The sequence below is a fragment of the Sphingomonas sp. LR55 genome, assembly GCF_036856015.1.
GTDB lineage: Bacteria > Pseudomonadota > Alphaproteobacteria > Sphingomonadales > Sphingomonadaceae > Sphingomonas.
Genome location: NZ_JASPFO010000001.1, coordinates 3,599,559 through 3,613,227 on the forward strand (window position 1 = coordinate 3,599,559; position 13,669 = coordinate 3,613,227).

The window sequence follows — 13,669 nt, forward strand, 5'->3', positions numbered from 1 at the left end:
GCACTCGATAACCTCGAGTGCCAGAAATCTGTCACAATCCAAAAGGACATGGACCCCATGAACTTTCGTCCGTTGCATGATCGCGTGCTGGTGAAGCGCCTCGAAGCCGAAGAGAAGACGGCTGGCGGCATCATCATCCCCGACACCGCCAAGGAAAAGCCGCAGGAAGGCGAAGTCGTCGCCATCGGCACCGGCACCCGCGCCGAGAACGGCACGATCACCCCGCTCGACGTCAAGACCGGCGACAAGATCCTGTTCGGCAAATGGTCGGGCACCGAGGTCAAGGTCGACGGCGAAGACCTCCTCATCATGAAGGAATCGGACATCCTTGGTATCGTTGGCTGACGCCAACGGGCTCGGCATCGTCAGGCATTACTGACGTGAACGGGCCAGGGAATGCTGGCGGCGAAAACCGCGCCAGCGTCTGCACTTTGTGAACTTCCACTTTTTGAAAGGGTAGCTGACATGGCTTCCAAGGACGTAAAATTCGGTCGTGACGCGCGTGAGCGCATCCTCCGCGGCGTCGACATCCTCGCCGACGCGGTCAAGGTGACCTTGGGCCCCAAGGGCCGCAACGTCGTCATCGACAAGAGCTTCGGCGCACCGCGCATCACCAAGGACGGCGTCACCGTCGCCAAGGAGATCGAGCTCAAGGACAAGTTCGAGAACATGGGTGCGCAGATGCTGCGCGAAGTGGCCTCGAAGACCAACGACATCGCCGGTGACGGCACGACCACCGCGACGGTTCTGGCGCAGGCCATCGTTCGCGAGGGCATGAAGTCGGTCGCCGCGGGCATGAACCCGATGGACCTGAAGCGCGGCATCGATCTCGCCGTCATCAAGGTCGTCGAGGACGTCAAGGCGCGTTCGAAGCCGGTTTCGGGTTCGAAGGAAGTGGCGCAGGTCGGCATCATCTCGGCAAACGGCGACCGTGAAGTCGGCGAGAAGATCGCCGAAGCCATGGAGAAGGTCGGCAAGGAAGGCGTGATCACCGTCGAGGAAGCGAAGGGTCTCGAATTCGAGCTCGACGTCGTCGAGGGCATGCAGTTCGACCGCGGCTACCTGTCGCCGTACTTCATCACCAACCCCGAGAAGATGACCGTCGAGCTTCAGGATCCCTACATCCTGATCCACGAGAAGAAGCTGTCGAACCTGCAGGCGATGCTCCCGATCCTGGAAGCCGTCGTCCAGTCGGGTCGTCCGCTCCTGATCATCGCAGAAGACATCGAGGGTGAGGCTCTGGCCACGCTCGTCGTCAACAAGCTGCGCGGCGGCCTGAAGGTCGCAGCGGTCAAGGCACCGGGCTTCGGCGATCGTCGCAAGGCGATGCTCGAGGACATCGCGATCCTGACCAAGGGCGAGATGATCTCGGAAGACCTCGGCATCAAGCTCGAGACCGTCACGCTCGGCATGCTCGGCACCGCCAAGCGCGTCACGATCGACAAGGACAACACCGTCATCGTCGACGGTGCCGGCGATCACGACACGATCAAGGGCCGCACCGAAGCGATCCGCCAGCAGATCGAGAACACGACCAGCGACTACGACAAGGAGAAGCTCCAGGAGCGTCTCGCCAAGCTTGCCGGCGGCGTTGCCGTGATCAAGGTCGGTGGCTCGTCGGAAGTCGAAGTCAAGGAGCGCAAGGACCGCGTCGACGACGCGCTGCACGCAACCCGCGCAGCTGTCGAAGAAGGCATCGTCCCCGGCGGCGGTACGGCTCTGCTGTACGCTACCAAGGCGCTTGATGGCCTCGAGGGTGCGAACGACGACCAGACGCGCGGTATCGACATCGTGCGGAAGTCGCTGACCGCTCTGGTTCGCCAGATCGCGCAGAACGCAGGTCATGACGGTGCGGTGGTTTCGGGCAAGCTGCTAGACGGCAACGACACGTCGATCGGCTTCAACGCCGCGACCGACACGTATGAGAACCTGGTGGAAGCCGGCGTGATCGATCCGACCAAGGTCGTCCGCACCGCGCTGCAGAACGCAGCATCGGTCGCAGGCCTGCTGATCACGACCGAAGCGGCCGTGAGCGAAATGGCCGAAGACAAGCCCGCCATGCCCATGGGCGGCGGCGGCATGGGCGGCATGGGCGGCATGGACTTCTGATTTTCGACCGGGGCAGGGCAACCTGCCCCGGACAGAAGATCAGAACGGCCGGCGGGCTGGGCGGCGAAGCCCCCAGGCCCGTCCGACGAAAAGGGCCGGCTTTGCCGGTCCTCCGTTCTGAACACACCGACCAAAGCAAAGGGCCGGGGAGCAATCCCCGGCCCTTTGTTTGTCCCCGCGAACGGTATACCGTCAGCCGATGACCGCCCTCCACCTCGATCCCGCCTACCGCCGAGTCGAAGTCGACGAGTTCCTCGCCATGGATTTCGGCGGCGCGAAGGCCGAGCTCGAAGATGGCCTGATCTACATGATGGCCGGCGGCAACGAAGCGCATGCCCGCATCGCCGCCAATCTCTTGATGTATATCGGCCCCAAGTTGCGCGGCACCGGCTGCCGCCCCTACGGCTCCGACTTCGCCACCCGCACCGGCGAGCGGTCCGTGCGATTTCCCGACCTCAGCATATATTGCAACAACCCGTCCGCCCCCGGCAACGACCGCAAGAAGCTTCTCGGCGACCCACAGGTCGTGTTCGAGGTACTCTCGCCATCGACCTCCTCCTACGACCAGAAGGTCAAGCTCGAGGAGTATCGCGAGCTGGAAGGCACCCACGAGATCATCCTCGTCGACCCGACCGACGAACGCATCCGCCTTGTCCGGCGCACGCCGAGCGGCGGATGGACCGACGACTGGCTGCGCGATCGTACCGATCTCCACATCCCATCGCTCGACCTGACCATCCCGCATGACGAGATCTTCGCCCGCGATTGAGGCGCTCGACGTCCCACGACTGCCGAATGCAGGCAAGAGATCGGCAAAGGCTGGCCCATCCAGCGCCGGCAGTTTCTGGCAGTTCCAACGCGTTGCGCCGTCGTGCAACCAGAACGCCATCCTGATGTAAGTGAAGGGTGCAACCGCGCCGCGTTCGCGCTACCATCACGGCATGACCGCAGGACGCATCGAGCAGTTGACCGAAGCCCAGCGCGCCTGCCTGCGATTGGTGTTGACCCACCATAACTCGAAGGAGATCGCCGCGATCTTCGGCGTATCGCCGTCGGCGATCGACAAGCGGATCGAGCGCGCCATCCAGATTCTCGGCGTCGGCACGCGGTTCGAAGCTGCGCGGCGCCTGCAGGAGCACGAGCAGGGCGTGACCGGCGACACCGTGCTGGTTCGTGAACCAACCGAGGCGGAAGAGCCTGTGCCCACATACGAACGGCTACCATCCGAACCATTCGACGTTCCCAATCCCCCTCCAGCACTCCAGACAGAGCTCAGATCGAGCCGTGGGGGCTTGTTCGCCGCTTCTTCGGAATCTCCGGGGAAAGCGGATCGACGGGAGTGGCCCGCAATCGATTTTCGGTTGGCGACAGGATAATCAGACTTCTCGCTCTCATGGGCCTGATCGCCGTCACCTCGATGGCGCTTGTGAACATGGCGATGACGATGACCAGCCTGTTGCGATCGAACCGAGACCGTGGCGCTCCCGTACACGGCACCGCAACGACGGTGCCAACGGGGAGAACGACGATGCTGAAACAACGACGCGACGCGACCGACAAGGTCACGATCGATTTTCTGAAGGCCGAGGCGGCCGTCGATCACGCGGCGATGCTCGCGGCATCGTGCGTATCGACGTTGTTGCAGCAGCGTGTCGCCGCCAACCTGCCTGTCGGCACCGGCGTCGCGGCGTTGCAGATGGTATCGCAAGCTTCGCTCGATATCATCAACGCCCGCCAGCGCTTCGTCGAGGCGCATCGTGCGCTGGTCGACGTGCGCGCCGAAATCGGCCTCGGGCAGTTCTACGGGTATGGCGACACCGCGGAATGTCCGCCGAACGAAGGTGCGTTGCGCGCCGAGACGCCGGTTCGCCTCGCGGCAGTGGCCTGAACGGCCGGTTTCGGTCCTGCTTTGGAGGTAAGAGTTGGATCGGGTCTGGTTGTTCTACGCGATACAGGTGGCCGCGTCCGGCTATGCCCTTCTGCGGGGCGGGGCGCCGGAGCGATTGACGGGGTTGGCGCTGCTGCTCGCAGCGGTATCGACCGGCCTCGTCCAGCGGGATATTCCGGTCCTGTTCGTAGGACTGGAGGGGGTGTGATGATCGTCGACCTCGTCCTGCTGGCGGTGATGATCGCGATCACGCTCAAGGCCGATCGGTTCTGGCCGGCCTGGGCAACCGCACTTCACGCGTTGGGGACGGGGGCTCATCTGGCTCGAGCGATTAGCCCTGACGTCATCCGGCTCGTCTACGCTGTCCTCTCCGCGGCCTGGAGCTATCCCATCGTCCTGCTTCTCGTGATCGGGACAGTCAGGCACTCGCGCAGGATCCGGGCACGTGGCTGGGATCTCGACTGGAGTCGCCAGGACCCGACCCTCCGCTGAAGCATATTCGGAAGACGTTTATGACTTACGCAATTGCTGTGGTGCCCATCACGGCCGCCAAGCGCGTGGCCTTTCTACCGGTCGGCGTGTCCATTGCCGATCCGGCGCCCGGTGGGGTCTCCTCGCCGGCACTGGTGGACGTGGCCAAGCGCCTGTATACCATGAGAAAGGTTCGCGACGACCTGCTCGGCGAAACGCTGTTTTCGGAACCCGCATGGGACATCCTGCTGGATCTGTTCATTTCGGATCACGAGCGTCGCCAACTCAGCGTCTCGGCCGTCTGTATCGGTGCGCGTGCGCCTTCAGCCACCGCGCTGCGCTATTTGGCAATGTTGCAGGATGCCAATCTGGTCGAACGGACGCGCGACGAGCGCGATGGGCGCCGATCGCATGTCCAGTTGACCGTGCTCGGACGGCGACGGATGGCGAACCTATTGGGGCAGCTGGTCGCAAAATAACGACTGGAGGCTCGACCAGGGCGCTGGCTGACACGTCGTGGCAATGGTCGCGGGGCGAAGGGCGCGCCATTTTTGGAGCGGGTAACGGGAATCGAACCCGTGTATTCAGCTTGGAAGGCTGCTGTACTACCATTGTACTATACCCGCCCGACGCCTGAGCGAGCGGTTGGACTAGCGTCGCGATGCGCTCGGCGCAAGCGTCCGTATAGGTGCTGCCGAACATGCTTCACGCCTTGATTACCATATTGCGCTAGGCCGACGGGATGGACCACGACCCAGCGATTACCGTTCCCGCCACCATCGATCCCCGGCCGAAATCGGCGGTCAGCCACGGCGCTGGGCTGTCGGGACTGTTGGGCGTACTCGTCTGGATCGCCGTCGCCCGCCATTACGGCATGGACGGGCCGTATTCGGCGCTGATCAACGTCGCAGCCTGCGGTCTACCGATGATCGCCTGGTCGCTACTGGTCGACAAGGTGCATTTGAGCCCAAGCACGGGAGTCGACTGGGCGGCTGGCAAGTCGTGGCGCGAGATGCTCGACACGAGTCTGACCAAGCTGGCCGGGCTATGGGCGACCTGGGCCGCGATCGCGGTGATCTATGGCGCCGGGCGCTTCTATTGGCAGGGTAATTTTGCGTTTGCGATGTGGTGCTTCACCAATGCAGCACCGATCCTGTTCGTCGTCTCGATCCCCTACGTCCTTTGGATCGACCGCTATCTGATCGAGCCGCGCGATGGCGCCTGGCATCTCGGTGCGTGGATGACGGGGCAGGCGGGTGTCGACCGCGAGGCGATCTATGGCCATCTCCGCGCCTGGGGGGTGAAGACGTTCTTCCTCGCCTTCATGCTTGCGATCGTGCCGCCGGGGTTCGGCGATTTCGTCCGCGGTGACGTCGCATCGGTGCTCCGCGATCCGGTCGCATTGGCGAGCTGGCTGGTGACGCTGATGTTCCTGATCGACGTGGCATTCGCGACGGTCGGCTATCTGCTGACCTTCCGCCCGCTCGATTCACACATCCGCAGCGCCAATCCGTTCGCGGCGGCGTGGATGCCTGCGCTGATGTGTTATCCGCCGTTCATCCTGATGACCCCCGGCGGTCCGCTCGATTATCATCCCGGCACGTCGGACTGGGCGTATTGGTTCCAGGGTCATCCGGTCCTGCTCGCGCTGATCGGTGCGGTGCTGGTCGGGCTGACCGCGATCTACGCCTGGGCGACGATGGCGTTCGGCTTCCGCTTCTCGAACCTCACCAACCGCGGCATCCTGACGCATGGGCCGTATGCAGTGTCGCGGCATCCTGCGTATCTGTCGAAGAACATATTCTGGTGGATTTCCACCATCCCCATCCTGACGCTCGGCAGCGTCGTCGACGCCACGCGGGCGACCCTGCTGTTGGCGGCGGTCAGCGGCGTCTATTACTGGCGCGCGAAAACGGAGGAGCGGCATCTGAAGCTCGACCCGGACTACCGCGCCTATTTCGACTGGATGACCCGCAACGGCCTCGTGCCGCGCTTGTTCGCGAAGCTGCGCGGCTGAATTCCCCTCCCGCAAGCGGGAGGGATTAGGAGGGGCCAACCTGCGCCGTGGACCGGATCGCTGGCGGCCAAGCCCTCCCCGACCCCTTCCGCAAGCGGTAGGGGAGGCGTTAGAAGCTGGCTTCGTCGTAGACCTTCGAGACGTCGCCGTTCCAGGCACCGTTATAGCGCTCCAACAGCACCTCGGCGGGCACCTTGCCGCTCCGCACGATCTCCCGCAGCGGATCGAGGAAACCCGTCTCGTTGTCGCCCGCGCGATTGAACCGCGCCCGCGCCGACAACCCGGCACCGGCGATGTCGAGCACCTCGCCGGCGATATCGCGCAGCTTGCCGCCACCCGCGATCGGCGCGTTCAACGCGAGCTTCGGCACGGCATCGCGCAACGCCTGGCGTTCGTCGATCGTCCAGTCCTTGACCAGATCCCACGCCGCATCGAGCGCACCCTGATCGTACAGCAATCCGACCCACAACGCCGGCAGCGCACAGATCCGGTTCCAGGGGCCCCCATCGGCCCCACGCATCTCGAGGAAGGTCTTCAACCGCACCTCGGGGAACGCGGTCGACAGATGATCGGTCCAGTCGTCGAGCATCGGCTTCTCGCCCGGCAGGACGCTGAGTTCGCCCTTCAGGAAGTCGCGGAACGACAGCCCGGCGGCGTCGATATATTTCCCTTCGCGGTAGACGAAGTACATCGGCACATCGAGCGCATACTCGGCGTAGCGCTCATACCCGAAGCCATCCTCGAACACGAACGGCAGCATGCCGGTGCGGTGCGGATCGGTGTCGGACCAGATATGGCTGCGATACGACAGCATGCCATTGGGCTTGCCTTCGGTGAACGGCGAGTTCGCGAACAGCGCGGTCGCGAGCGGCTGGAGCGCCAGCCCCACGCGGAATTTCTTCACCATGTCCGCCTCGGACGCATAATCCAGGTTCACCTGGATCGTGCAGGTCCGCAGCATCATGTCGAGGCCCATGCTGCCGACGCGCGGCATATGCCGCAGCATGATCGCATAGCGCCCCTTCGGCATCGTCGGCAATTCGGCACGCGTCTTGTCCGGCCACATGCCGAGCCCAAGGAAGCCGATCCCGAGCTTCTCGCCCGCGGCCTTCACCTGCTCCAGATGACGCCCGGTCTCCGCGCAGGTCTCGTGCAGCGAGTCGAGCGGCGCGCCGGACAGCTCGAACTGTCCCGCGGGCTCCAGGCTGATGCTGCCGTCGGGCCCCGACATGGCGATGGCGTTTCCACCCTCCATGACCGGCTTCCAGCCATATTGCTCCAGTTCGCCGAGCAGCGCGCGGATACCGCTCGGCTCGTCATACGACGGCGCATGGTGGTCGCCGTTCGCATAGACGAACTTCTCGTGCTCGGTGCCGATCCGCCACGCGTCCTTCGGCTTTTCGCCGCCCGCGAAGCTGGCGATCAACTGGTCGCGCGACTCAATCGTCGGGCTGGTCTTTTTCGGAGCGGGAATCGTCGTCATCGCCGCGCCTTACGCGCCGATGAACGAGGGTGCTAGAGGGGATTCGGACCAATCGGTAGCAATGTCTTCGCGGAGGTCGGGACGGCTACCAATCGCCCGCCGCCGCCATCCACAAGGCAACGGCCGCGCCGGCCGCGGTTTCCGCCCGGAGGATGCGCGGCCCCAGACCGATCCCGACGGCGTTGGGATGCGCGCGGATCGCCTCGCGTTCGTCGGCATCGAAGCCGCCTTCAGGGCCGATCAGGATTGCCGCCGGTCCCGGTCGCGCCCGCATTGCTTCCAATGCCGGCACGCCGCCGGTCTCGTCGGCAAAGAACAGCGCGCGGTCCTCGGGCCAATCCCGCAGCAACGCGGCAAGCTTCACCGGCTCGGCGACCTCGGGCAGGGCAGTGCGCCCGCATTGTTCGGCCGCCTCGATCATCTGCGTGCGCAGCCGCTCGGTATTGGGCTTGTCGACGATCGTGCGCCGCGTGACGACCGGCACCAACCGAGCGACGCCCAACTCGCACGCCTTCTCCGCCATCCAGTCGACCCGGCCCTTCTTGAGCGGCGCGGCGCACAGCCACAGATCGGGCACGTCCTCGCGCGGGCGAAGCAGTTCGGTGACGTCGAGGGTCAGGTCGCGCTTGCCGACGCTCGACGCGACGCCGAGCCATTCGCCGGTCCGGTCGTCGAACAGCTTGACCGGATCACCGATCTTCATCCGCATCACCCCCACGAGATAATGCGCCGCCGGCCCATCGACGTGAAGCGGACCAGCCGCGAGCGGCGTATCGACGAACAGGCGCGGCGTGGATTGCGGCGGCCAGGCTGGGGTTGCAGGCATGGGAAGGGCTCTAGCAAATCCTCCCCGGCACGGGGAGGGGAACCAGCGAAGCTGGTGGGGGGCTTCCGCACGCGTTACACTCGCGTCACATCTTGCCGTTCCGATGCCCGCGCGGCGGTCTTTCACCACTAGCGTAACGCTCGCGGTTATCCCCCTCCACCCTTCGCCGATGGCGAACGGTCCCCCTCCCCGTGCCGGGGAGGATGGCACTTCTCGCTCCCCTCCCTGAAAGGGAGGGGCTGGGGGTGGGTTGGCTCGGAATTGCCGGCACGTCCGCCAAGCAGCCGACCCACCCCCGACCCCTCCCTTCCAGGGAGGGGAGAAAATTAGCGCTTCCGGCATACGCAAAACTCAGTTCAGCGTTTCCGCCGCGCCCACATTTTTCGCGCGACCACGTACGCCAAGACCAGGACCACCACCCCGAGGATCAACACCCCCGCAACTGCCCCCGCGACCCGAAAGATTCCCCAGAACAGCGCCTCGACGAAGCGGCCGACCGCGACCGAAAGGCCGATCATGCTGGAGGGTCCGAACGCGTCACGCCCCACCGGTACCCGGCAAAGGCTTGCGCGCCAAACCCCGTCTTCCTACGCCCCCATCATGCAGACCACGCCGAGCCACGCGGAAATCGTCCCCGACAGCGAACACCGGGGGTTGGTTGGTCGCCTCCCGCCAACCCTCCGCGGCCTCGCGCTGCTCGCCCGCTTCGACCGCCCGATCGGCTGGTGGCTGCTGTTCTGGCCAGGCGCCTGGGGCGTCGCGCTCGCCGGCGGCGCGGTGCAGCGCTGGGACCTGATCCTCTGGCTCCTCCTCGGCAGCATCGCGATGCGCGGCGCAGGGTGCGTGTTTAACGACATCGTCGACCGCGACCTCGACGCACAGGTCTCCCGCACCCGCGCCCGACCGATTCCGAGCGGACTCGTCTCGATCAAGCTCGCCTGGGTCTGGCTGGTCGCGCTCTGCCTGATCGGCTTTGCGGTCCTCCTGCAACTCACCTTCTTCGCCGCGGTCGTCGCGCTCGCGAGCCTCGCCCCCGTCGCCGCCTACCCGTTCATGAAGCGCATCACCTGGTGGCCGCAGGCGTGGCTCGGCATCGTCTTTTCCTGGGCGTTGCTGGTCGGCTGGAGCGACATCGCCGGCGCGCTCGATACGCCGATGTGGCTGCTCTACGCCGGGTCGATCGCGTGGGTGGTCGGCTACGACACGATCTACGCACTGCAGGACCGGGAGGACGACGCGATGATCGGGATCCGCTCCTCCGCGCTCCGCATGGGCAGCCACGTGAAGGCCGGCGTCGGCATCTTCTACGTCGCCGCCGTCGCTTTATGGGCCGCAGCCTTCTGGCAAGTCCGCCCCGACCCGCTCGCGATCGCCGCGCTCATCCCCGTCGCACTCCACCTCGCCTGGCAGGTCGTCACGCTCAAACCCGACACGCACGAGGGCGCCGGCACCGCCGCACTCGCCCGCTTCCGCGCGAACCGTTTCGCCGGACTGCTGATGTTCCTCGCCTGCGTGGTTGTCGGCACGAGCCTGCATCCCTAACTCGCTGATATGCTGACCCCAGACCAAGCCCGCGACCGCGCCCATGACATTGTCCAGCGCGCGAGGGCGGCGGGCGCCGACGCCGCCGACGCGGTCTTTGCCGCCGATGCCGCGCTCGACGTGTCGATCCGCCTCGGCAAGCTGGAGGATATCGGCCGCTCCGAAAGCGAGGATCTCGGCCTCCGCGTGTTCGTCGGCCAGCGTTCCGCCAGCGTCTCCACCTCCGACCTGTCGACTGCCGCGATGGACGCGCTGGTCGAACGCGCGGTGGCGATGGCGCGTGAGGCCCTGAAGACCCTTGGGCCGGCCTCGCGCCTGCTGAGCGCCTCCTCCACGGCATCACCCCGATGCTCGGCCTCGACGACGGCGGCGAAGCCAGTCCCGAGCAACTCCGCGACGCCGCGCTCGAAGCCGAGGACGCTGCCCGCGCTGTCCCCGGCGTTTCGAACAGCGAAGGCGGCGGCGCCAGCGCCTCGCGCAGTGTCTGGGCATTGGCCACCAGCCACGGTTTCGCCGGCGCCTATGCCGCGACCGGCTACGGCGTGTCGGCCAGTGTGCTTGCCGGTGAAGGCGGCGGCATGCAGCGCGACTACGCGCACAGCAGCGCCCGCCTCCGCGCACATCTCGAAGCGCCAGACGCGATCGGCCGCCGCGCCGGCGAACAGGCCGTCGCCCGCCTCAATCCCGGTCGTCTCGTCAGCGGGCCTACCACGATCATCTATGATCGCCGCGTCGGTGGATCGCTGGTCGGCCACATGCTCGGCGCGATCTCGGGCCAGGCGATCACGCGGAAGACCAGCTTCCTGCTCGATTCGCTCGGCAGTCAGGTGTTCGCGCACGGCATCACCATCCGTGACGATCCGCACCGCCCGCACGGCCTGCGCTCGCGTCCGTTCGATGGCGAAGGCCTGCCCGTCTCGCCGAGCGACATCATCGAGGACGGCATGCTCGAACGCTGGCTGCTCGATTCCGCCTCGGCGCGCCAGCTCGGCCTCGAGCCGACCGGGCACGCCGCGCGCGGTGTCGGCGGCGGGCCCGGCGTATCGACCAGCAACGTGTTCATGGAGCCGGGCCATGTGCCGCTCGAAACGCTGATCGCCGACATCGAATCGGGCGTCTACGTCACCGAACTGATGGGTGGCGGCGCGAACGGCGTGACCGGCGACTACAGCCGCGGCGCGGCGGGCTTCCGGATCGAGAACGGCCAAGTCACGACGCCCGTCGCCGAGTTCACGATCGCCGGCAACGTCAAGGACATGTTCCTCGCGATGACGCCCGCCAACGACCTCGAATTCCGCTACGGCGTCAACGTGCCGACGCTGCGCGTGGAGGGCATGACGGTGGCGAGTGGCTGACCGGTTTCGCGGGCCCGAGCGCTCGCCGGCATGGCTGCGCGCTATGGCGGACGCGGTAGCGAGTATCGCCGCAGAGGCTGGCGCAATGGCGCTCGACCGCTTCGACACCGACTTCCAGCGCTGGGAGAAGACCCCCGGCAGCCCGGTCTGCGAACTCGACATCGCGATCGACCGGATGCTGAAGGCGCGGCTGTCGACCCTTCTCCCGGAAGCCGGCTGGCTCTCCGAGGAAACCGCCGACAACGCCGATCGCCTAGCCCATGACCTGCTCTGGGTAGTCGACCCGATCGACGGTACGCGAGACTATATCCGCGCGAGACCCGGCTGGTGCGTCTCGGTCGCGCTGGTCGATCGCGGCAAGCCGGTGATCGGCATCCTCGAAGCGCCGTCCCGCGACGAACGCTGGCACGCGGTCGCAGGGCAGGGGGCCACCCGCAACGGCATCCCGCTGAAGGCTGGCGACCGAACCGACTTCCCCGGTAGCCGAACCCCGGTGGACGCCCTCCCCAAAGCCGACCGAGACCTCGTCATGGTCCACAAACCCAACTCGATCGCGCTCCGCATCGCGATGGTCGCCGCCGACGAAGCCGACCTCGTCGCCACGCTCCGCTGGGGCAACGAATGGGACATCGCCGCGGCGGTGCTGGTTGCAAGCGAAGCGGGGGCGGTGGTGAGCGATGCGCTCGGCGCGCCGCTAGTCTTCAACAAGCCGCGTCCGCAGGCGTTCGGCGTGTTGACCAGCGTACCGGGCATTCATGCCGCCGCAGTGGCGCGGCTCGCCGACCGGGCACGCGCGGGTACCGACTAAATACCCTACGATCAGCGGTGAGCGGTCACCGATTTTTCAGGCTCGGTCAGATCGAGAACCTCCAATTCGGTGGGGCCCGCTCGCCTGCGGACCAGGCTGCCGGTCGGGACGAGATAAGTACCGCGCAAGGTGAACCGCTCGATCAGATATGTGCCGGGATCGCCTGCGTTGGCGGCATTTCCCGTGTAGCGGCGGTCGGATATCTGGCTCAACAGATCCCTCGCCCACGCCGTCGATCGCGATCCACGCAGGATCTCCGGCTCACTGGTCCTGCCGTCGGGCCTGATCCAGAACCCGATATCGACCCATTGGATGGGGCTATAGTCGGACGGCCGGGTGGGAATTGGATCGACGACATCGAACTTTGCGGTGTTGATCTTGGCCGCCATCTCTGCGGTCGGCTTGTAGGGAGGCGCCCAGATCAGCACGGGGCGCGTCGAGGCATCATGACCGATCGCGCGTACCAGCCGATCGACCTGCCCGTCATCGGCACGCTTCGCGGCCAGCCGTAACCTCACCACCTGCATCGCCGTGCGCAGCGTCGGATCCGACGCGTCGGGTCGCGCTTCGGCTTCGGTCATCAATCGCGCGGCGCCTGCGGTATCGCCGTGTGCGTTCGCGAGGCCGACGCGTCGCAGAACCGCCTGCAACGCCAATATCGTATTACCGTGTTGCAGCGCTTGCCGCTCGACCGCGTGGTACGAAAGCTCGGCCGATCTGGCGTTCCCCAGCTGGGCCCACATGTCGCCCGTCGCGAACGCCGCGGCGATCACCGCCGGATCGTCGGGCGGGAGGTTGTCGCGCAAGACCCGTACCTGTCGACCGACCGCCGTTCTGAAGGCATCCATGTCGCCGTCGTGTCGCGAAACCGTCGCATAGGCCTCATAGATCGCCGCGAGCGGTTTCGGTGCGGTCGCGGCGTTTCGCTTGTTGCGCGATGCCGCCGCGGCCAAGGTGTTGCGCGCCTTGACGTACGCCCCTTCGCGAAACTGTCGTTCGGCATACGCTATCGAAACCTGCGCATCGCGGAGCGGCGGACAGGTTTGCTGGACGCATTCCCGATAGGCATCGTCCAGTCGCTTCCCGGCAACGACGATTTCGGGAGCGATCTGTGTCGTCAGCAGAAGCAACAGCGCGATCATGGCCTGGTCTCCGAATACGTGCGCCCAG

General features: G+C 65.8%; 15 protein-coding genes, 1 tRNA gene and 1 pseudogene. 12 read left to right on the top strand and 5 right to left on the bottom strand.

What is annotated here, in order from left to right:
- Positions 1-57: 57 nt before the first annotated feature.
- From groES to QP181_RS17430, 8 genes are all read left to right on the top strand, one after another.
- Entirely contained in the window at positions 58-345 is a 288-nt protein-coding gene (groES, locus tag QP181_RS17395; RefSeq protein ID WP_056052039.1) for a co-chaperone GroES, read from the top strand.
- A gap of 120 nt (positions 346-465) precedes the next feature.
- Positions 466-2,109 (top strand): chaperonin GroEL, encoded by a 1,644-nt coding sequence (gene groL / locus QP181_RS17400; RefSeq protein WP_056065680.1) that lies wholly within the window; start codon positions 466-468, stop codon positions 2,107-2,109.
- 199 nt (positions 2,110-2,308) lie between these two features.
- A complete protein-coding gene (locus QP181_RS17405; RefSeq protein WP_333929304.1) occupies positions 2,309-2,878 on the top strand; it encodes a Uma2 family endonuclease in 570 nt (189 codons plus the stop codon).
- A 130-nt stretch (positions 2,879-3,008) separates the two neighbouring features.
- Complete coding sequence (locus QP181_RS17410) at positions 3,009-3,485, top strand: sigma factor-like helix-turn-helix DNA-binding protein (protein WP_333929305.1); 477 nt, start codon at positions 3,009-3,011, stop codon at positions 3,483-3,485.
- A 17-nt stretch (positions 3,486-3,502) separates the two neighbouring features.
- Complete coding sequence (locus QP181_RS17415) at positions 3,503-3,997, top strand: hypothetical protein (protein ID WP_333929306.1); 495 nt, start codon at positions 3,503-3,505, stop codon at positions 3,995-3,997.
- Between the two features lie 34 nt (positions 3,998-4,031).
- Positions 4,032-4,205 (top strand): hypothetical protein, encoded by a 174-nt coding sequence (locus tag QP181_RS17420; protein WP_333929307.1) that lies wholly within the window; start codon positions 4,032-4,034, stop codon positions 4,203-4,205.
- Positions 4,205-4,489 carry a hypothetical protein gene (locus QP181_RS17425; protein WP_333923971.1) on the top strand — a complete coding sequence of 95 codons (285 nt, stop codon included), beginning with the start codon at positions 4,205-4,207 and terminating at the stop codon, positions 4,487-4,489. Before QP181_RS17420 ends, QP181_RS17425 begins: the two co-directional genes overlap by 1 nt.
- A gap of 20 nt (positions 4,490-4,509) precedes the next feature.
- Positions 4,510-4,947, top strand: coding sequence for a transcriptional regulator (locus QP181_RS17430; protein ID WP_333929308.1), 438 nt, complete (start codon positions 4,510-4,512; stop codon positions 4,945-4,947).
- Positions 4,948-5,020: 73 nt separating this feature from the next.
- On the opposite strand, the gene QP181_RS17435 is transcribed toward QP181_RS17430, so the two are convergent.
- Positions 5,021-5,094: transfer RNA gene (locus QP181_RS17435), tRNA-Gly, on the bottom strand.
- A 116-nt stretch (positions 5,095-5,210) separates the two neighbouring features.
- On the opposite strand from QP181_RS17435, the gene QP181_RS17440 reads away from it, so the two are divergent.
- Positions 5,211-6,485: a methyltransferase family protein gene (locus tag QP181_RS17440; protein WP_333929309.1), complete on the top strand. Its 1,275-nt coding sequence runs from the start codon at positions 5,211-5,213 to the stop codon at positions 6,483-6,485.
- A 109-nt stretch (positions 6,486-6,594) separates the two neighbouring features.
- Here the strand turns inward: QP181_RS17440 and QP181_RS17445 are convergent, their stop codons facing one another.
- From QP181_RS17445 to QP181_RS17455, 3 genes are all read right to left on the bottom strand, one after another.
- Positions 6,595-7,968 (bottom strand): glutamate--cysteine ligase, encoded by a 1,374-nt coding sequence (locus tag QP181_RS17445; RefSeq protein WP_333929310.1) that lies wholly within the window; start codon positions 7,966-7,968, stop codon positions 6,595-6,597.
- Positions 7,969-8,053: 85 nt separating this feature from the next.
- Positions 8,054-8,794 (bottom strand): 16S rRNA (uracil(1498)-N(3))-methyltransferase, encoded by a 741-nt coding sequence (locus QP181_RS17450; RefSeq protein ID WP_333929311.1) that lies wholly within the window; start codon positions 8,792-8,794, stop codon positions 8,054-8,056.
- A gap of 356 nt (positions 8,795-9,150) precedes the next feature.
- Positions 9,151-9,312, bottom strand: coding sequence for a hypothetical protein (locus tag QP181_RS17455; protein ID WP_333929312.1), 162 nt, complete (start codon positions 9,310-9,312; stop codon positions 9,151-9,153).
- Positions 9,313-9,394: 82 nt separating this feature from the next.
- Here QP181_RS17455 and ubiA point away from each other — a divergent pair, with 82 nt between their 5' ends.
- The 3 genes and pseudogenes from ubiA to QP181_RS17470 all read left to right on the top strand — a co-directional run bounded on the left by ubiA (position 9,395) and on the right by QP181_RS17470 (position 12,499).
- On the top strand, positions 9,395-10,336 hold the full coding sequence (gene ubiA / locus QP181_RS17460; RefSeq protein ID WP_333929313.1) for a 4-hydroxybenzoate octaprenyltransferase: 942 nt from the start codon (positions 9,395-9,397) through the stop codon (positions 10,334-10,336).
- A 9-nt stretch (positions 10,337-10,345) separates the two neighbouring features.
- A pseudogene (locus QP181_RS17465) lies at positions 10,346-11,691 on the top strand (TldD/PmbA family protein).
- Between the two features lie 43 nt (positions 11,692-11,734).
- Positions 11,735-12,499: a 3'(2'),5'-bisphosphate nucleotidase CysQ gene (locus QP181_RS17470; protein ID WP_333929674.1), complete on the top strand. Its 765-nt coding sequence runs from the start codon at positions 11,735-11,737 to the stop codon at positions 12,497-12,499.
- 11 nt (positions 12,500-12,510) lie between these two features.
- On the opposite strand, the gene QP181_RS17475 is transcribed toward QP181_RS17470, so the two are convergent.
- Positions 12,511-13,641 (bottom strand): hypothetical protein, encoded by a 1,131-nt coding sequence (locus QP181_RS17475; protein ID WP_333929314.1) that lies wholly within the window; start codon positions 13,639-13,641, stop codon positions 12,511-12,513.
- Positions 13,642-13,669: the final 28 nt, after the last annotated feature.